We start from the raw sequence: 20,968 nt of genomic DNA on the forward strand, positions 1-20,968 counted from the left end.
AACAGAGGCGCTTATGATGCAACCGCAAGCACAACCCGACCAAGCATTTTTCCGTCCCGCAGATGCGTGTAAATATCTCGGAATCGGCAGAACAAAACTGCATGAACTTTCCGAATATGACGCATCCTTTCCCCGCAAAATTCGCATTTCTCGTCGGTGCGTAGGGTGGACCCGTGGACAGCTCGATTCCTGGCTTGAATCTAAGCAACAGGAGGTCGAGGCATGAAGATGACTCCCGGCACTTTCCGTAATCATGGCAACAGCCTTGAATACATCGTCCTGACGCAAGCGGCTGACGCTGCTGGCGTACCTGCTCACGTTATCACTAATGCAATCAGCAACGGCGACTTGCCTGTTCACGAGGTAAGCGGCTGCAAGTGTGTGACGCTGGCGGATCTTCTCAAGTTTAAGGCAGGGAGGGCAGGCGCATGAAAGCTGTATTCAACCCGACCGCCACCAACGACGAAATCAATCGAGCCGCCTCAGAGTTCCATAATGGCGGTTATCGCTCAATGTGGGTTAACGGCAATATGAGCCGCAGGGCAATGCGCCGCCAGCTTGAAAAAATGGGCATAACCAAAGAGCAGGCGGACAAGCATTTAACCGATATTGGTTTACCTGGCCAGCAACCGGCGCGGAGGGGCAAATAATGGAACACCAAAAAGAAACCCTCGCAGCCGGGCAGACTCACGAGGGCGCATATCAAAATCAGCAAGGTAATTATAGCATTATTGGCCAAAAACCAGCCATTGATCTGCTGGCACGCTTTCCCTGCTGTTTTCTCAAGTCTCCACCGGCGAATACCAAAGAACCGAAAGGCACCAACTGGCCGAGCAATCCGCGAAAACCTGACGAGTGGAAGTCCGGAACCGGACTAGGCGTAATATGTGGGTTATCAAACGATGATGGTTTGAGCGTTCAAGCTGTTGACGTTGATACGCCACATATTGAGATGGCGGCTGACCTATTGGCTTTCATCCGTCCACTGCTCGAAAAACGTACAGGCCACAAGCTGGTGAGAATCGGCAAGCGGCCTAAATTTCTGATTCCGTACAAGACAAGGGAGCCTCAGAAAAAGCAGGCGAGCGCCGAGCTATTCCCGATCAATGCTGATGGTGAGATTGACACTCGTCGCGAGGTCAAAAATCAGATAGAGATTCTTGGGACTGGCCAGCAATTTGTCGCCTATCAGATCCACCCTGAAACTGGTCAACCCTATCTATGGGAGAGCTTGACCGGAGAAGAGCCTCAGACGCTACACGACACGGAGCTTGCCGATCTGGTGGAACTGACCAAGGACGATATAGAAAGCATCCTATGGGCATTTGACGAGCTGGCAGAGCGGCATGGATTGCAGACCAAAAAGCCAAAACAAATTAACCAAACCAAGGTGGGGCCGGTAGATCGTCAAAGCGTTGCGGATCTCCTTAGATGGATTCCCAATAACGATGATGGTTACGACTCATGGTTCAACGTGCTGGCTTCAATCAAGCATGAATCCGGCGAGGCTGGCCGGGAGGATGCTTATCAATGGAGCTGCCAGTCGTCTAAGCATGATGATGGGAAGTTTCAAAGAACCTGGGAGTCAATAAAACGGGCTGATGGGCGCACTATTGGTACTCTGATCTGGCTGGCATTGCAGAACGGGATGCCGAAAACGAGCCAGCATACAGCCTTAGAGCAGGCGCAAGCCCAGAACCCGCCGGAGCCTACCCAATGGTCAAGTGCGGCGGATCTGTTCTCTGAACACGTTGTCCCGGCTTTCCCGATGGACATTTTGCCGGAGGCATTCAGGGCGCTAGCCGATGAGAAATCCGAGCAATCTGGTTTTGACTCCGGAGCTTATGGCTTTTGCTTGCTTGTTTCCGCAGCCAATACGATCGACCACAGGGCAAAGCTGGATCTCGGCCCGTTCAGCGTACCGGCTTACCTTTGGGGCGGTCTGGTGGGTGACTCAGGGACCGCAAAAAGCCCGATTCTGAACGATGCGAAGCGATCAGCGGAGCATATCGACAAGGCGTTACTCGATGAATCACGCCGCGCTCTTTCGAGGTGGATGGATGCGTGCCAAAGGGCAAAGGAGGATAAGGCAGAGATGCCGCCCAAACCGCCCTGGAAGCAGCGACACGCAACCGACACCACAACCGAGGCGCTTGGTTTGCTCCTGCAAGACAACCCCGAAGGCGTGAACATGTATCACCACGAGATCACCGAGTTTATCGGCAGGATGGATGCTTACTCAGGTAAGGATGGTGGCAAGGATCGAGGCGTTTATCTGAGGTCCTATGATGGTGGTTATGTGACGATTAACCGAGCGGGCAGGGCGCAGCCGTTGGTTATCGACAATTTCAGCGTGGGTATTTTGGCAGGCATTCAGCCGGAGAAGCTGGCTTATCTTTTCAAGAAATCCGGCGGCGGATCTGATGGGCTATATCAGCGGTTTATGATGTATTGCCTACAACCTGCTGGCGAGGTCAATTACATGGCCAAGGAAAGCCCGTTCACGCAGAGCAACGTGGATATGATCGTCGAGCGCATCCATAACTGGACAGGACAAACCAAAGTTTCGGCGAGGCTCTCAGATTCGGCCAAGTTGATGATGCAGGATTATCACAACAACATCCGAAAGCTGGCCACTCGAACCTCCGCGCAGCGTTTTGGGGAGCATTTGAACAAGTTTCCCGGCACTCTGGGGCGTGTCGCGTTTGCCTTGCATTGCATTCATGCCGCCGCCGAAGACAAGGACCCTGCTGGCGTGGTAACGGCTGAGACTATGGCAATGGCCATTCGGTTTATGCGTGTCATGTATCGGCATTCTGAGGCCGTATATCGCATTCTGGATCAGGAGGCCGGAGACGTAAGGGCGCTAGTCGTCGCGGCTGCTGAGGCGATTCTCAGTAAGTCGTGGGATACCTTCAAGCGTGGCGATCTGACAAGGAATGCAACGTACTGGCAGGGAGCGGACAACCGGCAGTCAGAGAACGCTATCGACTACCTAATAGAGCTAGGATGGATTGCAGACATTACACCCCCGGCGATGCCTGGTAGACGAGGGAGGCGGTCTGATGGTGTTTACGCTGTGAATCCGAGTGTCCATGCTCAGTATCAGGAGCACAGAGAGCGCATTAAATCCGCAAGGGCAGAGCGGTATCAGGCGATTAGGGAGGCCGCCGGTTAATTAGTTGGAAAAGTTGTATGCGCGTACGAGACGGAAAGTATAAATAACCTCTCTTAATTAATTTTTGTACTTCGCACGCGCATACAATTAATTCAACAAAATATGGTGACTTCTCATGGACGAGAGAGCCATTCCCCCAACCTGCATTAACAAACCATTAACTATTGTTTTAGGCTATTGAATGCTTCGAATAGATAGCCTCGAATCCCTGCAATCTGAACCCCAGTACCCTGCTAAAACCCGCCAGAACCATAGACCGCTACCCTGTTATAGTATTGTAGACCGTTGCAAATAGGGTTTTTGTTCGTGTGCGTCCGTTGCGTGTTATCAATATGTCACCATTGATGGGAAAATAGGCCACATATAGAGCAGATATACCGGCCTTTTATGACCCAGACGAAAGCAATCCCTCCCAAGTACAGCGCCGACTGGCTGGAAAAGCTGGATGGCCGCACCACGTTAGCCCGTGCGGTGAATGACCGTTACCACGATCTGACCCAGGATTTAGGCGGCATTGAACGCATGAGCTATCAGCGCCGGTCATTGTGCAAGCGGATTGTTTACATGGAATGCGTCATAGAGCAACAGGAGGCGGCCTTATCCCGTGGTGAGGAAGTAGACCAAGGGCGATTAACCCAGGCGGTGAACACGCTTATCGGACTATTGAAAACCGTTGGCCTTGATCGTGCAGCCCGTGACATTCCAGACCTTGCGACCTTCCTGAAGAAGCGGGAGGCCAGCGAGTGATTACCATACGCGACCTGATGACAGATCCGGCCTTGTTCGGTGAACAGTTCGGGGGCGATAGCTTCACCGCATGGCGCGCCTTGCTGGCTGGCTTCTATGGCCTTGAACTGGCAGAGGATGAGTTACCCCACTGGCAGGAACTAACAGGCCGCCAGAGCGCCCCAGAGGCCGCACACGATGAACTATGGCTGGCAATCGGTAGACGCGGTGGTAAGTCCCAAGCCGCCGCCCTGCTGGCCGTGTTTCATGCCTGTTTCATGGACTACCGCGACCGCCTAAGCCCTGGCGAAGTGGCTACCGTGTTATGCCTGGCCGCAGACCGAAAGCAGGCCCGCGCCGTGTTCCGGTATATCACCGGCCTTATGAACGCTAATCCCATGCTGCAACGGCTTATCACGCGGGAAACCACCGAAACCCTGGAGCTATCGAACCGCGCCGTGATCGAAGTAGGCACCGCCAGCTTCAGGGCAACCCGTGGCTATACCTTCGCCGCTGTACTGGCTGATGAAATTGCCTTCTGGCGTTCGGAGGACAGCGCAAACCCAGACTTTGAGATACTGAACGCGGTACGTCCCGGCCTTGCCACCTTGGATGGGCCGCTGATTGCCTTGTCCAGCCCCTACAGCCGCCGGGGCGCATTGTGGGACGCATACCGGCGCTATCACGGCAAGGAAGGCCCGATACTGGTAGCCCAGGCTAAGACCCTGACCATGAACCCCACACTGCCTGAACGCATCGTAGACCAAGCCTATGAACGGGACGCAGTAGCCGCCGCCGCAGAGTACGGGGCGCAATTCAGGAACGACATTAGCGCATTCATACCCCGCGAACTGGTGGACAACAACGCCCGCAGGCACCCGCAGATTATCCCGCCACAATCGGGCAAGACTTACGCCGGTTTTGTGGACGTTGCCGGAGGTGGTGCCGATGAATTTACCCTTGCCATTGCCTTCACTGATGGCGAGCGCGTCATAACCGCCGGAGTCTGGGCAGAGCGCGGCAACCCCGCAGAGATTACGGCGAAGTACGCCAAGATCCTGAAGCAATACCGGATCAGCACCATTCACGGCGATAGGTACGCCGCAGACTGGCCGGTTCAGGAGTTCGCCAAGCACCGCATAACCATGAAGCCCAGCGAGTTAAACCGGAGTGAACTGTACCTGGAGTTATTGCCCATGCTTCAGACCGGCACGGTAGATCTGCCACCTGACGAGAAAACCCTAACCCAGTTCAGCCTATTGGAACGCCGCACGGGGCGCAGTGGCAAGGATAGCGTAGACCACGGGCCGCAGGGCCATGACGACCGCGCCAACGCAGTAGCAGGGGCCGCCAGAATGGCCAAAAGAGCAAGCGCCAACGACTGGCGATTCCTGAAAATCACGATGTATTAACCCAGAGGTAAAAACCCATGAGCTACAGAACAGATCTGAAATATGAAGGCGGCAAGCTGGCCGTAAACGATACCGCAGGCGCGGACACCCGCAAGACATTGCCGAAAGTTGAGGGCACCGACCTGCTGACCAGTGACAGGTTTGGCGAAAGCTGGCAGCGCGCCGCTGGTGTCGATGATCTCAGCCTATCCGCGCTGGGTAACGCACACTCAGCCATTGCCCGCACTTTTCAGAGCACCGTCGAGCGCCGGGAAACGGTAAACCCGGAGATGACCCAGGCCAAACACCTGAACATTCTGGCCAGCGACTTTAACCGGGCGATGGACAACCTGGCCCAAAAGGCAACGGCAGCCCAGAAACAGGCCGCTGATCGGCTGGACGGTATCGAACGCGAGTTCCGCGAGACCGTGAAGTGGAACGAAAAGGACGCGGCAGAGTTGCGGCAGGTATTGCGCGGCATGAGTGAGAACGACCGCAAAGCCGCTATTTCAAAAGCCATTCAGGACGGCGATGGCCAATTACTGGCGGCAACGCTCGGAGCACACCCAACCCTTAGCGGTGTCTCAGGCGACCTACAACAGGCGTTCCGCGCTCAGGCTATGCACACGCACCGCCCGGATCTGCTGAAGCTGGAAAAGGCTCTCAGGCAGGCTAAAGAGCAGACCAGTCAGGCGTTTACCCAGCTACTCGAACGTAGCGAGGCGCTGACCGCCAAACAAGTGCGGGAGCAGTACGCAGCCGAAGCCGACAAAGCCGCCCAGGCTCAAAAGAAAGCGCAGGAGAAAGACGCGGACATCTGGCGGCTGTAATCGTTTTGCGGCCGGTGCCAGCCCCGAACGGTCCACCTCAGCCGTTTGGCACTGGCCGCACCCTTTCCACCCCGGCGGGAAACTATGCGCGGAACAGACCCAGAGTTGCAGCTCGTAGAACTGCCAATAATAACCCCGGAGGAATCACCGGAATACGCCTTGTGGTGTGGTGTGCTGACTTTGCTGATTAAGGATGCCCAAGCCTATTGGCTAGGCAAGAACATAGACAGGAGCGAACCAGAGGAAAGAGAGGAAGCGTTTGACGCCTTGTGTGACTGTTCGTGGATGCTCCGGCGGATCTGCACCTATACCGGGCATGATGCTGAATGGCTTAGTCAGGGATTTATACGATGGTGTGAACAGAATATGACCTGAAGCCGGTGATGGGCTATAGACCTGATCCGGTGGAGGGCCGCCTTACCTGTCAGAGCAAAATCACTTCAAAACTGTATATCTATACAGTATATTCCCCGCATGGAATTCCGCAGATGGCATAACATGGTGTACGCCGAGCTAGGCGAGTACGCAACCTTCGATCAGGTGGGCATTGTGACGAGCACCGGCATCGAGTACAGCTTATGGCTAGGCATTGCCGACCGCCGAATCATTCGCCGCTTGCCTGACGCGCGGGGCGTCCTGCTGGATATTGAATCCTGGCGGTGCATGATCCTGGATAGCTACAAGCGGCTAGGCCCAGGCGTTTACATGGTGGGCGCTGTTATCGCTGATTTGGGCGTTCTAGGCGTTATGGATGGTCGGAAGCCGCTGCTCAAATTGATTGAGCCGGAGAGGGATCGACTAAAAAGGTAAGGTGCCAGTCTCTCCCTGACAGTCACACCACTGGGCAGGTGTCGCAACCACTGGGCAATGTACTGCCTGCATCCATGCGAGTGGTTATGTTCTGATTTCATGGTCACATATTGGTGACATTAAGACTATGCATGTTACCAGAAACGAAAAAAGCCACCCTGCTTTCGCTCTAAGTGACTGTCATTGTTGCAGAAATTGGTAGGACCACCCAGATTCGAACTGGGGACCTCTACCATGTCAAGGTAGCGCTCTAACCAACTGAGCTATGGTCCTGTGTCCTGCAACGGGGTGGAAATATACGGATTTCGTTCCCCTTGGTCAACCTCTTTCAGGCAGTTTTTGCCGGTTTCAGAAAGCCTTTGATGGCGCGGCTCAGAGCGTTCCAACGGTTTACCAGCAGTGCCATGAAAATCAGCCCGCAGCCGGCCAGTTGAAGCGCTGACATGGTCTCGCCAAACCAGGCAGCGGCGAACAGTGCTACCCACACCGGTTCCAGAACCAGAATCACCACGCCGTGACTGTGTACCGAAAGGCTCTGTGCATAAGTCTGCAGAAGAAAGCGCCCGGCAGTACCGACAACGGCACTGGCCAGCACCCATACCAACAGAATGGGGGGCGGGTTGTTGAGGGTTGGTGCCCAGGGCTCGCTGATAGCGGACTCCACCAGGGTAACCAGGCCCACTGTCAGCAGAGCCAGGGCGGTCAGGGGCAGCGCCGGCACCTTGCGTTTCTCGATTGTTTCGCCTCGTTTATTGGTGACCGTTCGCTGATTGGCGGCCCGGGTGTTGAGCGTGAAGTAAAGCGCAAAGATAAACGCGGCCACAACGAAGTAGAGCTGCCCCGGATCTGGCCTGAAGCCGTTTTCAAGGGATAGCAGGGCCAGGCCCGCTACCGCAATCGGTATGGCAAGCCAGGTACTCAGAGGCTGGGATTCACCAAATACCACGCGGGCAATGATTGGCACAATCACAACCCCAAGACTGGTGAGAAACGCGCCTTCACCCATACTGTCGCCGTGGAACAGGCCCATTATCCAGCAGCTCATGGCGATGCCGAATACCAGGCCTACGCCCATGCTCCGTTTTACCTGGTCGGCATCCAACCGGCGCAGAGCCGGCAGTGCAATCACCGCCAATACCCCACCTGCAATCAGAAACCGGGCCGCCATAAACATTAACGGTGGCATCATCAGTACCGCTTCTTTAGAGAACATCCAGCTGATCGCGGCCAGAAGGGTAACGACGACCAGCAACAGGTCGGATTTGTGAGCGTCAGACATCAAGTAACTGGCTCCGGTCAGGCAGAGTGAAGTGCAAGGAGGGATAAATCTATAGTTTGCGAATTAAAAAAGAAAGCAGCGAAAACCGAGGGGGGAGGAAGGTGGCTCATCCCTGAGCCTGCCAACAACCGTGGTGTCAGTTGTTGAGCGTGGTATACAGTAGGTTGGACATGCTGGTCTGGTTGGAGTTGGGGACCTCAACGTACTGGTCACCAGAGCCCCAAAGCTGCCACCAGGCCCGCTGGTTGTAAGTGCGGTTGGCAAAGTCGATCTGTAGACCATTGAGCACAGTGTTGTTCACCACCGGCACGGAGATGTTGCCGGTCTGGGTGTCCTTCACGGCACTGTGGTTGGCGCCTTCGCTCATCAGAATCGGGTAGTGATTGTAATAAAGGCCAGAAGGACCATTTTGCCCGCTTACCTTGCCCGCCAGACTGATACTGTTGGAGCACGAGTCTATGCCGCTGGCGGTGGCGGCGCCGCAGGCGGAATGGGTAGGTACCACGCCGTCATCGGTGCCGGCAATGAAGGGCTTGGTAATGCCACCGTAGGACGAGCCGCCGCCTACAAAGCGCAGCCGGGGAATGGCTGTGGGGCCTACCGACAGGTTGCGGGCGGTGTTGGTTTGCAGATCATTGACTACGCCCAGGTTATCGGGTTGGGGATCAATCCCGGTGAACGCACGCACCGCCTGTTTTACCGGCCAGTTATACCAGCTGTCGTTATAGGCGATACTGACCGCCAGGTCGGCCAGCTCAGTGCCGCCGCCAGCCCCCGCAAGATCCATGACCGCGAGGATTTTCAGCGGTTGCAATCCCTCGGATTGAAGCCAGCGAGCCTGGTTTTCCAGAAGGTGACGGGTAACCAGATCACCGGTGGAATGGGTCACGACAATACAGTAATTGTTGCAAAGACCCTGCTGGCTGATTTGTCGAACCTGCTGGTAGGCTTGCTGCGCGATCTCGCCTTCCACCCGGCCGTTACTGGCCCAGTCGATGCGCGCTTCGGCGCGGTTCAGCCAGTAGTCCCGCCAGTAGTCCTCTCCGGCCTGTTTCACCTCTTGCATGTTGGCGGGGGCCTGGGACAGGTTCTCCATCATGAAACCGTGCACCAGGATCACATTATGGCCCGCCAGTTGGGCCTGCGCCGTTGTGGCGAACAAGCCGCCTGCCAGCGCTATCGATAATGCAGTTTTACTCAGGCATCTTTTGTTTTTGTTGATCATTGCTTGCTCCGTTTTCCGGTTTTATTGTTGTGTATCAGAACTTGTCGGCCAGCTGCCTTAGCAACGCTGCCCGTTGCTCTGATTCTGTGTTCACCGCCGGTTCGTCACGCAGGTTGCCAAGATTCGGCGGTGAGAATTCATAGCCTTCGTCCGGGCCGAAGGCGTAATGGGTGCGATCACCAGGGCGGTCCGGCATTTGGCGTAACTGCAGGTTTCGGAGTTGCAGCTGGCCCTCGATGTCCTGGTTAGCCAACACGCTGCCATGGGCCTTGAGCACAAGCGTGCCGCTGCCACCGCTCAGGGATTCTTCCGTGCTGAGTTGGGCCAGCGCGCGCTGGCCGTTGTACAACTGGGCCGATAAGGCGTAGTAGCCGGCATGGTCTGGATCAAATCTGACCGGGATTACCAGGTCATTGCCGGACACATAGGGTGAGTCGATACCACCGAAGTCGCCGAGATCAGGTTCAATGGAGAGGGACGACACGTGCCGGACCGGTTTTCCGTCAACCCTGGCCTCCACAATCAGCCGGTATTCGCCTGGCTTATGATCGGAACTGATGGTTCCCTGGTAGTAGCCGCTGTCTTCCGTGGCAGGCAGGTCTGCTGAATCGGCCTTGTCCCTCTTGGTGGCCGACTCAAGAGTTGCCGAGAGGTTATCCCCAAACACCTGTCGGCCACTCAGGGACGCCACCACAAGAATGGGCTCGCCCTGGGTAAAGCGGAATTTGTCGAGTGTCACAATGAAGCTGCCGTCGTCTTCCAGTGGCAACTCAACCGGGTGGTACCGGTTGCCGTGGTAGGCTTCAGCCTGGGCGGTGGTCAATGGCACCGAGTAATCCGGGTAACGGGCGCTTCGCTGGTAGTCGTCTGCAACGCTGGCGAGCATGAACGCCAGGGCGTTGTCAGAGGGCGCAGGAGCGTTTGAAGTATTTGCCTCATTCGCCGCAGGCGTGTGGTCTCTCGCCATGGCGCTTGCTTCCTGATGATCCTGTTGGCTGCCGAAAGGCAGCCAACTGAACTTACCGTCGTTGTCTGCGGATAACAGCCAGGCAGTACCTGAAACACTGGCCACCACTACGGCGGTGGCCATCAGTGCCTTGTAAGGCATGTAGAATCACCTTCTTACTGTTATTTCATTGCTCTTGGTTAAAGAGTAACCATAGCCAGTTTTGTCGCAACCGGCATAAAACTTGTCCGACAATGCGCCACTTTCACTCTAAAGTGTGATGGATGTCACAATGGTATTAGTCCTTGATCGCCTCAAAGGCAAAACGCAGTACTACCTCGTCGCCGACCATGCCTTCGTCGATTCCGTAAGTCATACCCCAATCGCTGCGCTTAATCACGGTCGATGCACTGAGGCCGAGTGTGTATTCTTCATGCCCGAAGGGGTATACGTCAGCCTTGTTAAGGGTGACATCCACATCCACCGGGTTGGTCTTGCCCAGAAGCGTGAGATCGCCGGTGACGATGCCTGTGTTATCGCCCGTGCGTTCAAAGCCGGTCACGGTAAAGGTGATGTCCTTGTGCCTTCTGGTGTCGAGGAAATCCTTGTTGCGCAAGTGATCATCTCGTTTACCGTGATTGCTGAATACGCTCTTCGCCTTGAAGACCAATTCTCCAGATGACAGGTCACCGGCCTCTTCGTCATAGACGAATTCGCCTTTTACCTCGCGGAACATACCCATGACCGGGGCGTAGCCGATGTGCATCACTTCAAAGACCATGGAGAAGTGCTCATCGTCTACCTGGAACCTGGTTGGTTCTGCCTGCAGCAGCGGCGCGGTGGAGAGCAGGGTGGCTGCCAGGGTTGCGGTGGCGAATTTAGTTTTCATGATAGTGTCTCCTTTGATAGAGCCAGCGGACATCCAGCGCAAACGACCAACCCAGAAGGGCCAGTGCCATGGCCAGTGTGGTGCCAGCAAACACGGTGGGGGTAGGGGGAAGTATGGCGACCATCAGCGTAACAATCTGCCATACGCATACTGTTTTGCGCCGGAAACTGTCCGGCAGCGGTCGGTTGAGCCACGTCAGGAAATGGCCGGCGGCCAAAAAGCCATAACGCATCATGGCAAGCATCAATACCCATGGCCCGGCTTTGCCGATAGCCATCGTGGCCACGCATAAGCCGAGAATAAACAGTGCATCCAGCTCCATGTCGAACCGGGCGCCGAATTCACTGTTGCTGTTAGTGGCCCGGGCCACCTTGCCATCCACGCCATCAAGGGTCAGCGCAATGAGGCAGGCCACTGCGTAAATCCACAACGCGGAGGAATCGGCAGCGGACAGAAACGGCGCCCAGGCCACCAGGGAAACGACCAGGATGGATCGAAGCAGGGTAGTGCGGTTGGCCCAGCCAAAGTTTTGTCGGGCTGGCCAACGCGTAAGTATCAAGGCGCCCTGGATGGCAAAGATCAGAATCGCCAGCAGACCGAACCAGCCGGGAGGGCTGAACCACTCGTGCACGGACAGCAACACGAAAAACAGCAATAGGGCAGCCCAACCAAGCTCCCTCACAGTGGCAGGAATCTGAAATGTTGCCGGGCGAATCGAATCCATATCCGAGCGTTTCCGTATAGCCTGACTGGTGCGTTTGTTAGGCCCCGTTCTATGACTATAGTTTGGGGTAGATGCTTTTGCTTACGGAGATAACAAGAGAATGGACTGTTTATGACGTCATCAGGGAATCAGGCGTTCTGGGTGACTGGCCCGGGCCAGGGGGAGCTTCGGCCGGCGACTCTGGGATTGCCTGAGAGTGTCGGGACAGAGATCGTTACCGTGCGCACGCTGTATTCCGGAATCAGCCGGGGCACGGAATCACTGATATTTAACAATCGGGTTCCACAGGACGAATACCTTCGGATGCGCGCACCCTTTCAGGAGGGCCAGTTTCCGTTTCCGGTCAAATATGGCTATGCCAATGTTGGCGAAGTGCAGGACGGGCCAGAGCACCTCATGGGTAAGCGGGTCTTTTGTCTGTACCCCCACCAGAGGCACTACCGCGTGCCGGCCAGTGCCGTCACAGCACTGCCGGACGATCTGCCGCCGAGACGCGCCATTCTTGCTGCCAATATGGAAACCGCCATTAACGGGCTCTGGGATGCCGAGCCCGCTGTAGGCGACCGGGTTGCCGTGGTTGGCCTGGGGGTGGTCGGGCTTCTGGTGGCCTGGATGGTCAAACAGATCCCCGGATCCCAGCTACTGGCTGTCGATACCAATGAGTCCAGGGCTGACATTGCCAAGGCTTTGGGGCTTCCGTTCACAACCGAGGCTTCGTCCCGTGATTGCGATCTGGTGATTCATGCATCCGGCCGGAGCGAGGGGTTGTCATCAGCCCTGTCCATGGCCGGGCCGGAAGCTCGCATTGTGGAGCTTAGCTGGTATGGCAACGAACCGGTCACGGTTCCCCTTGGCCATGCCTTTCATCCTAACCGCCTTGAACTTAAATCCAGCCAGGTAGGGCAGATTCCGCCGCGCAGGCAGCCCCGGTGGTGCTATGCACGGCGGCTTGAGCTTGCACTGCAGTTGCTCAGAGCGCCGGAACTGGACAACCTGATCAGCGGCGAGTCCCGGTTTGACGAACTTCCTGCGGTTGCCAGCACCATATTGTCACCAGCAGGGGATGCGCTCTGCCATCGAATTACCTATTCCTGAGGAAACACTATGTTCAGTTTGACCGTTCGCGATCACATGATGATTGCTCACAGCTTTAAAGGAGAAATCTTTGGTCCGGCCCAAGGGCTTCACGGCGCCACCTACGTGGTAGACGTGACCTTCGAGCGACATGTGCTGGACGATAACGATTTGATTGTGGATATTGGCCAGGCGTCTGACCTGCTGAAAGAGGTCCTTTCGGAATTCAACATGAAGAACCTGGACGACTTGCAGGAATTCGAAGGCCGGAACACCACCACGGAATTCATGGCGCAAGTTGTGTTCAATCGAATGGCTGCCGCCATTCATGCTGGCCGCCTGGGTGAAGAGGGCCGACAGGTTGCCGGCCTTAAAGTGACTTTGGGCGAGTCGCACCTGGCCTGGGCCAGTTACCATGCCGGCATCTGATCTATGGTTTGTGGTTCCCGGTGATCCTGACCAGAACACCGGTGGGTACCGATATGTGCAGCGCCTGGTGGCGGCATCGCGCCAGGCCGGGGTGAACGCGCGGGTTCAGGGGCTCGCTGGGTGCTTTCCGAGACCGGATCAAACTGCTACCAATGCCATGCAAGAGTTCCTGACGTCTTTGCCGGACAACACGTTAGTGGTGCTTGACGGGCTTGCCATGGGGGCCATGCCAGACGTGCTGGAGCGCCACGGCACACGCTTGCGGCTTGTGGCGCTGGTACACCATCCGCTGGCGGATGAGACCGGGCTATCCCACGAGCAACAGGCCTGGTTTCGGGAAGCTGAAAGGCAATCCCTGGCCCAGGTCGGCAGGGTGGTTACGACCAGTGAGTACACTGCCCGCCGCGTGCAACAGGATTATGGGGTGCCGTCCTGGAAGATTACGACGGCGCAGCCGGCCGTGGACGCCCTGTTCTTCCAGATTGAGCGCAACCATTTGGACAAGCCCATGAGGCTCTTGTGCGTGGGGCATCTATCCGCCCGGAAGGCGCAGCACCAATTGGTCGATGCCCTCGCCACCCTGCAGGAACTGCCGTGGCAATGCACTCTGGTGGGGGCGGAGGATCGTGATCCGGACTATGCGCGGGCCGTTCGCAGTGCCATCGCCCGGCACGGACTGGCTGATCGTGTTCAGCTTCTGGGAGAGCTATCGGAGCCCGCGCTGGAGGAGGCCTACCACCGAGCGGATCTGTTCGTGTTTCCGTCACTCTACGAAGGCTATGGCATGGTCATCGATGAAGCCCTGGCCGCGGGCTTGCCGGTGCTGTCTTCCGACGGCGGCGCGCTGGCGTTGACCGCCAGCAAACCCGGAGCCCGGAATTTTCCGGCTGGCAATGTGAAGGTCCTCGCGTCAGAGCTTCGCTCTCTACTGACGAATACCGCAGATTTCTCGGAGCTGGCGCGACGTGCGCGGGCCCATCGGTCAGATATTCGCCAGTGGTCAGATACCACAAGGGAATTCCTCGGCAGTCTGGGCTTCAGCGAAGAGGGTGATCCTGCAAGATTCTCTGGCCAGTGGCTGGAAGCCCGGGAGCAAGCGGATCATACCGCCAGAAGCCGGGCCTTGACGGATACGCTGGCAAACTGGCTAACCGTTGAATACAACACAAAAGCCGCCGGAAAACCGGCCGGTGATCCGTTGCATCTCGTGGATATAGGCAGTGGGCGGGGTTCTAACCCCGGTTATCTGATTCCCCGTTTGCCGGTGCCCCAGCGGTGGACATTGATTGAACCGGATCAGCGTCTGCTGGGGTTGGCCTGCCATCGGGTTGGGGCACTGGACGCCCCGGCGGCTCCCATGATGCGGGAGCTGACCCCGCACAACCTGGATGAGCTATTGCCAGACGATGCCACCCTGGTCACGGCTTCGGCCTTGATTGATCTGGTCTCAGAACACTGGCTTTGTGCCTTTTCCAGTGCCGTGGTGCGAAGGCGAGCGGGTGTTCTGGTGGTGATTAGCTACAGCGGGCACTTTGAACTGGCGCCTTCCCATGCCTCCGACGCCTTGGTACAGGAGCTGGTGAATCAGCACCAGCATGGCGATAAAGGCAGCGGGGCGGCATTGGGTCCCGAGGCAACCGGGGTTTTGGAGAAACTGCTGCGTGAGGCAGGCTATACCGTCACGGTGGAGCAGAGCCAATGGCATCTCAGCCCGGGCCAGGGCGGCGCGAGTGCTGAGTTGATCACCATGCTAATGACTGGTTGGGCGGATGCCGCCTGCCAGCAGAACCCGGCTGCAGAGGCTGAGATCAGAACCTGGCTGGCAGACAGGCAGGATCAGTTGGCCCGTCACGAACTGCGGGTGGTGGTTGATCACCTGGACCTACTCGGGTTACCCGACCCAGGTTTGCCGGCATGATGCGCCAGCGGCCATGGCCAAAGCTGCTGCTTCGGTGGGCTGCGACCCTTATTATCCTGGTGCTGGTGTTACGGTTTGTGGACCTGTCCGGATTGATAGCCAGGCTCCGATCCATACCGCCCTCACTGATCGCCCTGGCCCTGGCGGTTTCTGTCCTGCAGGTGGTGTTGTCCGCCTGGCGTTGGCGTTACACCGCCGGCAGGCTGGGTGTTTCTGTGCCGATGAACTTTGCCGTTCGGGAATATTACCTGGCCACCTTTCTGAATCAGGTGCTGCCGGGTGGTGTTATGGGGGATGTGAACCGGGCTTGGCGACACAGCCGGGCCCACGGGCAGAGCGCCGTTGAGCGTTCGGGGCAGCTTTCGGCGGTTCATGCGGTTGTCCTTGAACGGCTGTCCGGGCAATTGGTGTTGTTTCCGGTGGTCTTGCTCGCCGTCGTTGTGCTTTGGAGTGTGGGTGCTTTTAGCAGTCAACCGCTGCCCATCAGGATATCCCTGAACCCGGCATACTGGCTGTTGCCTCCTCTGCTGGTGGGCATTGGAATCTGGCTGCTGTGGGTCAGTGGTCGGCTTGCCTCACTGCGGCGGTACCTTGGGCGCCTGGGTGCTGATCTCAAGAGGGCATTTGCAGGCTGGCGCAATGGTTCGGTGCAGTTGTTTACTTCCCTTGCCGTTCTGGGCACGTATTTGACGGTATTTGTGTTGTTGGCGTTTGGAATGGGGTTAGCGGCCGATGCCAGCAGCCTGTTTCTGACCGCAGCCCTTTGTCTGCTGCTGCTTCTTGCGATGGTGGTCCCAATAACAGTGTCTGGCTGGGGTGTCCGTGAAGGCGCAGCAGCACTGCTCTGGCCGGCGGTTGGGTTACCGGCAGAGCAGGGTGTGGCGATCAGTATTGGCTATGGTGCATTGATATTCCTGGCCAGCTGGCCGGGGGCGCTGGTGCTTCTCAAACGCGCCTGATCAATTCCAGCGCCTCTCGAAGGCCAGGTCGAACAGCATGTCACTGCCAAGGTTGACCAGCTGGGCATTCGGGCGCAGGGCCTCATCCAGTTGGTCGATTTCCGGCAGCGAGAAAGCCGGCCGGCCACTGCCGATGATCATCGGAGCCACCATCACGTGCAATCTATCCAACAGGCCGGCTTTCAGGAAGGACGAAACGGTGACTCCGCCGCCTTCAATAAAAATCTTACGCAGCCCGCGGTCCTGTAACACTTGGAGAATACGCTCGGGTGGCACGGGCGTGGGATCGTCTTCGGCACCGAGGCAGGGAATGGTCGTTACCTGGCCAATACTGGCGGGTTTTCGGGTTGGGTCATATTCGCCCGCAATCAGGTGCAGTGTGGGTGCTGCGTTATCGGTAAACAGGTGGTGGCTTTGGGGTACTCGGTTATGGCGATCGATCACCACCCGTACCGGGTTGGGCCCGTTGGCACGGCGAACCGTCAGCCTTGGGTTGTCAGTGGCAGCGGTGCCGGCACCGACCACCACCGCATCGCACAGGGCGCGAATGCGGTGCAGGTGGGTAATGCCATCGTCGCCGTTGATAAACCGGGAGCACCCGGTCACTGTGGCAATGCGGCCATCCAGGCTCTGACCAAGCTGGCCAATCACATGGTTACCCGCCGGGCGCTTGATGGGCTGGCACAGGGGCAGGAACAGCGATATCAGATTCCTGGCATCTTCGGTTGCCTGATGCACCAACTCCCAGCTTTTGCCGTTAATCCGCAACGCTGGTTGGCTGGTTCCCGGCAGTGGAAGGGTGACATTGCTGCGATTGCTGGCATTCAGTATGAGCTTCCAGGCAGTGTCTGTATCCAGGGTGGCCATGGCTTTCCCGTTTGTTGGTTTTGTGGTTTCAGTATAGGCAGATTGTGTGCAAAGCTATATGTACGATACATTTCCGGATTGATTCACTTTTACAGCCAATTTTTCAGGAACACTGAGCTATGCGGTACCTGCAGTCCTTTCATCGCCGCTTGCGGCAACTCCGGCAGACCGGGCAGCTGTCTTTGGCGGATGTGGCCAATATGTGCGGTGTGGACGAGGCCCGGGTAGGCAGCTGGGAGGCGACAGATCCCAAGCAGCGGAGCTATCCGGGCGTCAGCGAACTGCTGGATGTGTGCCTGAAAACCGAAACACCGTTGGATCAACTGCTGGATATGGATGATGGCGGTGACAGCGGTCAGCTGGAGCTGCCGGGGCTGGCGTTCAGCAACAGCGATGATTTGTCTGTAGCGTTGAAAGAGCTGGAACGGGAGCTGAACCGATTGCAGCTATCAGAGGAAGAGGTTGAACTGCTGCGCCGGTTCCGCAAGGCAACCGCGGAAAACCGGCGCATGGTCCTTCAGCTTCTGGGGCGTTAACCGCCCCGGCAGGCGGGCTTATTTGCCCTTTTTGTAGATATTCTCGTAAACGTAGTTGGTGGCTTCGACAAAGCCGTCGATGCTGCCGCAGTCAAAACGCTGGCCCTTGAACTGGTACGCCAGCACGCAACCGTTCTTCGCCTGCTCCAGCAGTGCATCAGTAATCTGGACTTCGCCGTTCTTGCCCGGAGGGGTGCGTTCGATAATATCAAAGATATCCGGTGTCAGGATGTACCGGCCAATGATGGCGAGGTTGCTGGGTGCGTCCTCCGGAGCCGGTTTTTCCACCATGTCGGTAATTCGGTACAGGCCGTCTTTCATGGACTCGCCGGCAATCACACCGTATTTGTGGGTTTCATCCTGCGGCACTTCTTCGATGGCCACGATGGAGCAGCGGAACTGGTTGTACAGTTTCACCATCTGCGCCAGAACACCGTCCTCGCCTTCCGGCCCCACACAGAAGTCATCAGCCAGCACCACCGCGAACGGGTTGTCACCCACCAGGTTGCGGCCAGTCAGAATGGCATGCCCCAAGCCTTTCATCTCGTTCTGACGGGTGAAAGCAAAGGTGTTGTTGGTGATCAGGTCGCGAATGGAGGTTAGCAGGCCTTCTTTTCCGGTTCCGGCAATCTGTTGCTCCAACTCGTAGCTGATGTCGAAGTGATCCTCGATGGCACGCTTGCCGCGGCCGGTTACGAAACCGAACTCGTGGATTCCGGCTTCGGCAGCTTCCTCTACGCCGTACTGAACCAGCGGCTTGTTAACGATTGGCAGGATCTCTTTCGGCATGGCCTTGGTGGCCGGGAGAAAGCGGGTGCCGTAGCCGGCTACCGGGAAAAGGCACTTTTTGATCATGGTGTTCATCCTTAGTTTGAATCTTGCATGCTGGGAGCCGTCCCACAAAGTGTGCCAAGTGTAACCAAGTTGTTTCGCGAGTTGGAGGATTTCATTTCTGAATGTTGATTGTTGGTAATTTTGTGACCTGTTTCCTGCTTCCGCTGAGCGATTGAAATATCTCGAAAATAGTTTCAGTTGGCTCAATAACGTACTGATTTAATGTAACATTAAAATTGTAAAATTATGATGAGAAGGGTGGTTGACTGGCTCTCCATATTTTAAAGTGGCAATGCTTCAGCACATTTACACGATCTTGACACTTCTACGGGTACTGAATGGCACATCCGCTGGTCGCAAAACGGCACGGCCCTCAAACGGGCTTCATTGCACTGTTTTCGTGCGCACTGGCTGTATTTTCGGTGCAGGGGGTTGCCAGCGAGCTTTCACTCTCCGAGCAGAATGCTCTCAGCACCCAGGAAGCCCTGTTTGCTCAGGACCGTTTGAAAGCCACCCGCGAGCATTGGCTACGGTCGAAATTCGAGTTCTCAGGACGTACCAACGACGATTTAGATCGCCTTGACGGCACGCTGAACCTTGGGTTGAAGAATATGTTCGGTGAAAGTCATCGGGCTGATCTTCGATACGCGGACTCCAAGACTTATCGAGTCAGTAACGAGCGCAAGGTCCTTGGGTTTGGCTATGGTTTGCGGGTAGGGCGCAACCAGCTGCGAATGGAGCTGACCAATACCGCCTATGACGAGGTGTCGAGGATTGAGGGGGCCCGCTATCAGGAGGCCGGCCGAATTCGCGACGTGGCCGTAACCGGAAGCCGGCCGCTGTTCTCCGTCAGCGGTTACAGTATCCGGGGGCGTGCAGGGTATAACTCTGTAACCCGTTCCTGGACCCGGCAGAGCGATGAGAACCACAGAAATCACTACGAGGTATCTACCCTGGGCTTTGAAGCCCTGGGGCGTCATGACCTGGTGGGCGGCTTCAGTCTCTCTAGTGGATTCAGGGCTGTCACTGGCATTGAGACAGAGGCGGAACGCACGGCGGTTGGTTATCAGGATTCCCAGGACGATCAGTTCGGGCGAATGTTGTTTACGGCGTCTCTGGACCGGGAAATGCTGGACTGGCAATGGGATCTTGAAGGGCAATATCAAATTGCTTCTGCGGACATTCCCGGATCTCACCGCCTGCAGGTTGCTGGCGCAGCGCTTTCGATGGGCTATAGCGGCCAATCCCTGAGTGTTGCGGAGGGTGGCTGGCTGCGCCTCGGTAGCCGCAGCCCCACCTTTAACGTACCGTTTTTCCCCCAAATGCTGTCCAGTGTCAGGCTGTCGGTGCTGCGGGGCTGGGTTCCCGACGCCTCGTTCCAGCAGGACCAGTCGGGCCACGTCACCTCCGGGGAATTGTCCCTCGGCCTTTCTGCCCGCAAGTTCAGTGCAGATGTCAGCGTTGGCCGGGTACTTGGAACAACCACCGAAGCCATTGTCGTTCCGGACCACCCGGATGTACGGCTTTCCATGAGCTTGCAGATCTGATTCGCGCCTTGCTGTAAACAATAAGACGTTTGGCTTGCCTCGTTTTGTTGACAATCCGACTTGTTGGGCGTAATTTCACCAGCATCACCCATTGGATTGTTAACAAAACATGGTTCAAGCTCCGACCCAGGTACATACTCGTGCAGACGAAGCCTTTGATTGTCTGCAAACCGCCATCGTGATGGGCGACCTTGCGCCCGGTGAAAAGATTGGCGAAGTCGAACTCTGCTCCCGTTTTAATCTTACCCGTGGTCCCCTGAGAGAGGCGCTTGGTCGCCTTGAGTCCCGTGGTTTGCTGGTGCGCCGGCCCCATGCTGGTGTGAAAGTGGTATCTGTCAGTGCTGAAGAGCTGCTGGAGCTGTACCGGATTCGTGAAGTTATGGAAGGGTTGGCTGCCCGCCAGGCTGCCGAACGGATGACCGATGAGGAAATCCGCGACCTGAAAGCTACACTGGATAGTCACGAGAAAATGATTGAAGAAGCCCAGGGCCAGGCCTATTACCAGGCTGAGGGTGACTACGATTTCCACCACCGGATTGCCACCGGCAGCCGCAACACCAAGCTGGCCCAGATGCTGTTGGGCGATCTGTATTACATGGTGCGCATGTACCGTTACCGGTTGAGCACCTCCGCCGGGCGCCCGCACATGGCGCTGGGTGAACACCGCCGTATCGTCGAAGCCATTGCCCAGCGCGATGGCGAACTCGCCGAATTCCTTATGAAAAGACACATCAATGCCGCACGCCAGAATATCGAACAAAAGATTCAGCAAGGCGTGTTAACAATCTGATCCAAGAGGTAATGTC

Annotated in this window: 22 protein-coding genes and 1 tRNA gene; 15 read left to right on the forward strand and 8 right to left on the reverse strand. The window is 56.7% G+C overall.

The window, feature by feature from the left end; genetic code table 11:
* The first annotated feature begins 16 nt into the window (after positions 1 to 16).
* From ACTZWX_RS01580 to ACTZWX_RS01615, 8 genes are all read left to right on the forward strand, one after another.
* Positions 17 to 226: a helix-turn-helix transcriptional regulator gene (locus ACTZWX_RS01580; protein WP_444712839.1), complete on the forward strand. Its 210-nt coding sequence runs from the start codon at positions 17 to 19 to the stop codon at positions 224 to 226.
* The gene (locus ACTZWX_RS01585; protein WP_444712449.1) at positions 223 to 432 is read left to right on the forward strand and encodes a hypothetical protein; all 210 of its coding nucleotides are present in this window, start codon (positions 223 to 225) and stop codon (positions 430 to 432) included. Before ACTZWX_RS01580 ends, ACTZWX_RS01585 begins: the two co-directional genes overlap by 4 nt.
* Entirely contained in the window at positions 429 to 650 is a 222-nt protein-coding gene (locus ACTZWX_RS01590) for a hypothetical protein (protein ID WP_444712450.1), read from the forward strand. Before ACTZWX_RS01585 ends, ACTZWX_RS01590 begins: the two co-directional genes overlap by 4 nt.
* On the forward strand, positions 650 to 3,178 hold the full coding sequence (locus ACTZWX_RS01595) for a DUF3987 domain-containing protein (RefSeq protein ID WP_444712451.1): 2,529 nt from the start codon (positions 650 to 652) through the stop codon (positions 3,176 to 3,178). Before ACTZWX_RS01590 ends, ACTZWX_RS01595 begins: the two co-directional genes overlap by 1 nt.
* Before the next feature lie 387 nt (positions 3,179 to 3,565).
* Positions 3,566 to 3,925: a hypothetical protein gene (locus tag ACTZWX_RS01600; protein WP_444712452.1), complete on the forward strand. Its 360-nt coding sequence runs from the start codon at positions 3,566 to 3,568 to the stop codon at positions 3,923 to 3,925.
* A complete protein-coding gene (locus ACTZWX_RS01605; RefSeq protein WP_444712453.1) occupies positions 3,922 to 5,316 on the forward strand; it encodes a hypothetical protein in 1,395 nt (464 codons plus the stop codon). The genes ACTZWX_RS01600 and ACTZWX_RS01605 overlap by 4 nt, the downstream gene beginning before the upstream one ends.
* 17 nt (positions 5,317 to 5,333) lie before the next feature.
* Complete coding sequence (locus tag ACTZWX_RS01610) at positions 5,334 to 6,125, forward strand: hypothetical protein (RefSeq protein WP_444712454.1); 792 nt, start codon at positions 5,334 to 5,336, stop codon at positions 6,123 to 6,125.
* Positions 6,126 to 6,599: 474 nt separating this feature from the next.
* Positions 6,600 to 6,935, forward strand: a complete 336-nt coding sequence (locus ACTZWX_RS01615) for a hypothetical protein (RefSeq protein WP_444712455.1) — start codon at positions 6,600 to 6,602, stop codon at positions 6,933 to 6,935.
* Positions 6,936 to 7,131: 196 nt separating this feature from the next.
* Here ACTZWX_RS01615 and ACTZWX_RS01620 read toward each other — a convergent pair.
* The 6 genes from ACTZWX_RS01620 to ACTZWX_RS01645 form a co-directional block, all read right to left on the reverse strand.
* Positions 7,132 to 7,208: transfer RNA gene (locus ACTZWX_RS01620), tRNA-Val, on the reverse strand.
* A gap of 55 nt (positions 7,209 to 7,263) precedes the next feature.
* A complete protein-coding gene (locus tag ACTZWX_RS01625; RefSeq protein ID WP_444712456.1) occupies positions 7,264 to 8,214 on the reverse strand; it encodes a DMT family transporter in 951 nt (316 codons plus the stop codon).
* A gap of 136 nt (positions 8,215 to 8,350) precedes the next feature.
* Entirely contained in the window at positions 8,351 to 9,439 is a 1,089-nt protein-coding gene (locus ACTZWX_RS01630; RefSeq protein ID WP_444712457.1) for a hypothetical protein, read from the reverse strand.
* 34 nt (positions 9,440 to 9,473) lie between these two features.
* Positions 9,474 to 10,547, reverse strand: coding sequence for a hypothetical protein (locus ACTZWX_RS01635; RefSeq protein ID WP_444712458.1), 1,074 nt, complete (start codon positions 10,545 to 10,547; stop codon positions 9,474 to 9,476).
* 136 nt (positions 10,548 to 10,683) lie between these two features.
* Positions 10,684 to 11,274, reverse strand: a complete 591-nt coding sequence (locus ACTZWX_RS01640; RefSeq protein WP_444712459.1) for a YceI family protein — start codon at positions 11,272 to 11,274, stop codon at positions 10,684 to 10,686.
* Positions 11,264 to 11,998, reverse strand: a complete 735-nt coding sequence (locus ACTZWX_RS01645; protein ID WP_444712460.1) for a CDP-alcohol phosphatidyltransferase family protein — start codon at positions 11,996 to 11,998, stop codon at positions 11,264 to 11,266. Before ACTZWX_RS01645 ends, ACTZWX_RS01640 begins: the two co-directional genes overlap by 11 nt.
* Positions 11,999 to 12,109: 111 nt before the next feature.
* Between ACTZWX_RS01645 and ACTZWX_RS01650 the strand changes: the two genes are divergently transcribed.
* The 4 genes from ACTZWX_RS01650 to ACTZWX_RS01665 are packed head-to-tail and all read left to right on the forward strand — an operon-like array spanning position 12,110 to position 16,378.
* On the forward strand, positions 12,110 to 13,093 hold the full coding sequence (locus tag ACTZWX_RS01650; protein WP_444712461.1) for a zinc-dependent alcohol dehydrogenase: 984 nt from the start codon (positions 12,110 to 12,112) through the stop codon (positions 13,091 to 13,093).
* 9 nt (positions 13,094 to 13,102) lie between these two features.
* Entirely contained in the window at positions 13,103 to 13,501 is a 399-nt protein-coding gene (locus ACTZWX_RS01655) for a 6-pyruvoyl trahydropterin synthase family protein (protein ID WP_152438004.1), read from the forward strand.
* Positions 13,488 to 15,419: a glycosyltransferase family 4 protein gene (locus ACTZWX_RS01660; protein ID WP_444712462.1), complete on the forward strand. Its 1,932-nt coding sequence runs from the start codon at positions 13,488 to 13,490 to the stop codon at positions 15,417 to 15,419. The genes ACTZWX_RS01655 and ACTZWX_RS01660 overlap by 14 nt, the downstream gene beginning before the upstream one ends.
* A complete protein-coding gene (locus tag ACTZWX_RS01665; protein WP_444712463.1) occupies positions 15,416 to 16,378 on the forward strand; it encodes a lysylphosphatidylglycerol synthase transmembrane domain-containing protein in 963 nt (320 codons plus the stop codon). Before ACTZWX_RS01660 ends, ACTZWX_RS01665 begins: the two co-directional genes overlap by 4 nt.
* On the opposite strand, the gene ACTZWX_RS01670 is transcribed toward ACTZWX_RS01665, so the two are convergent.
* Positions 16,379 to 17,245: a RibD family protein gene (locus ACTZWX_RS01670; RefSeq protein WP_444712464.1), complete on the reverse strand. Its 867-nt coding sequence runs from the start codon at positions 17,243 to 17,245 to the stop codon at positions 16,379 to 16,381.
* Positions 17,246 to 17,364: 119 nt separating this feature from the next.
* Between ACTZWX_RS01670 and ACTZWX_RS01675 the strand changes: the two genes are divergently transcribed.
* Positions 17,365 to 17,781, forward strand: a complete 417-nt coding sequence (locus ACTZWX_RS01675) for a helix-turn-helix domain-containing protein (protein ID WP_106695617.1) — start codon at positions 17,365 to 17,367, stop codon at positions 17,779 to 17,781.
* Between the two features lie 18 nt (positions 17,782 to 17,799).
* Here the strand turns inward: ACTZWX_RS01675 and galU are convergent, their stop codons facing one another.
* Complete coding sequence (gene galU / locus ACTZWX_RS01680) at positions 17,800 to 18,636, reverse strand: UTP--glucose-1-phosphate uridylyltransferase GalU (RefSeq protein WP_444712465.1); 837 nt, start codon at positions 18,634 to 18,636, stop codon at positions 17,800 to 17,802.
* Between the two features lie 317 nt (positions 18,637 to 18,953).
* Here galU and ACTZWX_RS01685 point away from each other — a divergent pair, with 317 nt between their 5' ends.
* Entirely contained in the window at positions 18,954 to 20,162 is a 1,209-nt protein-coding gene (locus tag ACTZWX_RS01685) for a ShlB/FhaC/HecB family hemolysin secretion/activation protein (protein ID WP_444712466.1), read from the forward strand.
* Positions 20,163 to 20,271: 109 nt separating this feature from the next.
* On the forward strand, positions 20,272 to 20,952 hold the full coding sequence (locus ACTZWX_RS01690) for a GntR family transcriptional regulator (RefSeq protein ID WP_342632357.1): 681 nt from the start codon (positions 20,272 to 20,274) through the stop codon (positions 20,950 to 20,952).
* Positions 20,953 to 20,968: the final 16 nt, after the last annotated feature.

It is taken from the genome of Marinobacter sp. NSM (assembly GCF_052380025.1).
Taxonomy (GTDB): Bacteria; Pseudomonadota; Gammaproteobacteria; order Pseudomonadales; family Oleiphilaceae; genus Marinobacter.

Bases quoted from the DNA above. Each gene is read 5' to 3' on its own strand.
- ACTZWX_RS01665 (WP_444712463.1), top strand. From the start codon at position 15,416: ATGATGCGCCAGCGGCCATGGCCAAAGCTGCTGCTTCGGTGGGCTGCG.
- ACTZWX_RS01675 (WP_106695617.1), top strand. From the start codon at position 17,365: ATGCGGTACCTGCAGTCCTTTCATCGCCGCTTGCGGCAACTCCGGCAG.
- ACTZWX_RS01585 (WP_444712449.1), top strand. From the start codon at position 223: ATGAAGATGACTCCCGGCACTTTCCGTAATCATGGCAACAGCCTTGAA.
- ACTZWX_RS01610 (WP_444712454.1), top strand. From the start codon at position 5,334: ATGAGCTACAGAACAGATCTGAAATATGAAGGCGGCAAGCTGGCCGTA.
- ACTZWX_RS01640 (WP_444712459.1), bottom strand. From the start codon at position 11,274: ATGAAAACTAAATTCGCCACCGCAACCCTGGCAGCCACCCTGCTCTCC.
- ACTZWX_RS01655 (WP_152438004.1), top strand. From the start codon at position 13,103: ATGTTCAGTTTGACCGTTCGCGATCACATGATGATTGCTCACAGCTTT.
- ACTZWX_RS01635 (WP_444712458.1), bottom strand. From the start codon at position 10,547: ATGCCTTACAAGGCACTGATGGCCACCGCCGTAGTGGTGGCCAGTGTT.
- ACTZWX_RS01645 (WP_444712460.1), bottom strand. From the start codon at position 11,998: ATGGATTCGATTCGCCCGGCAACATTTCAGATTCCTGCCACTGTGAGG.
- ACTZWX_RS01580 (WP_444712839.1), top strand. From the start codon at position 17: ATGCAACCGCAAGCACAACCCGACCAAGCATTTTTCCGTCCCGCAGAT.
- ACTZWX_RS01660 (WP_444712462.1), top strand. From the start codon at position 13,488: ATGCCGGCATCTGATCTATGGTTTGTGGTTCCCGGTGATCCTGACCAG.
- ACTZWX_RS01625 (WP_444712456.1), bottom strand. From the start codon at position 8,214: ATGTCTGACGCTCACAAATCCGACCTGTTGCTGGTCGTCGTTACCCTT.
- galU (WP_444712465.1), bottom strand. From the start codon at position 18,636: ATGATCAAAAAGTGCCTTTTCCCGGTAGCCGGCTACGGCACCCGCTTT.
- ACTZWX_RS01650 (WP_444712461.1), top strand. From the start codon at position 12,110: ATGACGTCATCAGGGAATCAGGCGTTCTGGGTGACTGGCCCGGGCCAG.
- ACTZWX_RS01685 (WP_444712466.1), top strand. From the start codon at position 18,954: ATGGCACATCCGCTGGTCGCAAAACGGCACGGCCCTCAAACGGGCTTC.
- ACTZWX_RS01630 (WP_444712457.1), bottom strand. From the start codon at position 9,439: ATGATCAACAAAAACAAAAGATGCCTGAGTAAAACTGCATTATCGATA.
- ACTZWX_RS01690 (WP_342632357.1), top strand. From the start codon at position 20,272: ATGGTTCAAGCTCCGACCCAGGTACATACTCGTGCAGACGAAGCCTTT.
- ACTZWX_RS01670 (WP_444712464.1), bottom strand. From the start codon at position 17,245: ATGGCCACCCTGGATACAGACACTGCCTGGAAGCTCATACTGAATGCC.
- ACTZWX_RS01600 (WP_444712452.1), top strand. From the start codon at position 3,566: ATGACCCAGACGAAAGCAATCCCTCCCAAGTACAGCGCCGACTGGCTG.
- ACTZWX_RS01615 (WP_444712455.1), top strand. From the start codon at position 6,600: ATGGAATTCCGCAGATGGCATAACATGGTGTACGCCGAGCTAGGCGAG.
- ACTZWX_RS01595 (WP_444712451.1), top strand. From the start codon at position 650: ATGGAACACCAAAAAGAAACCCTCGCAGCCGGGCAGACTCACGAGGGC.
- ACTZWX_RS01590 (WP_444712450.1), top strand. From the start codon at position 429: ATGAAAGCTGTATTCAACCCGACCGCCACCAACGACGAAATCAATCGA.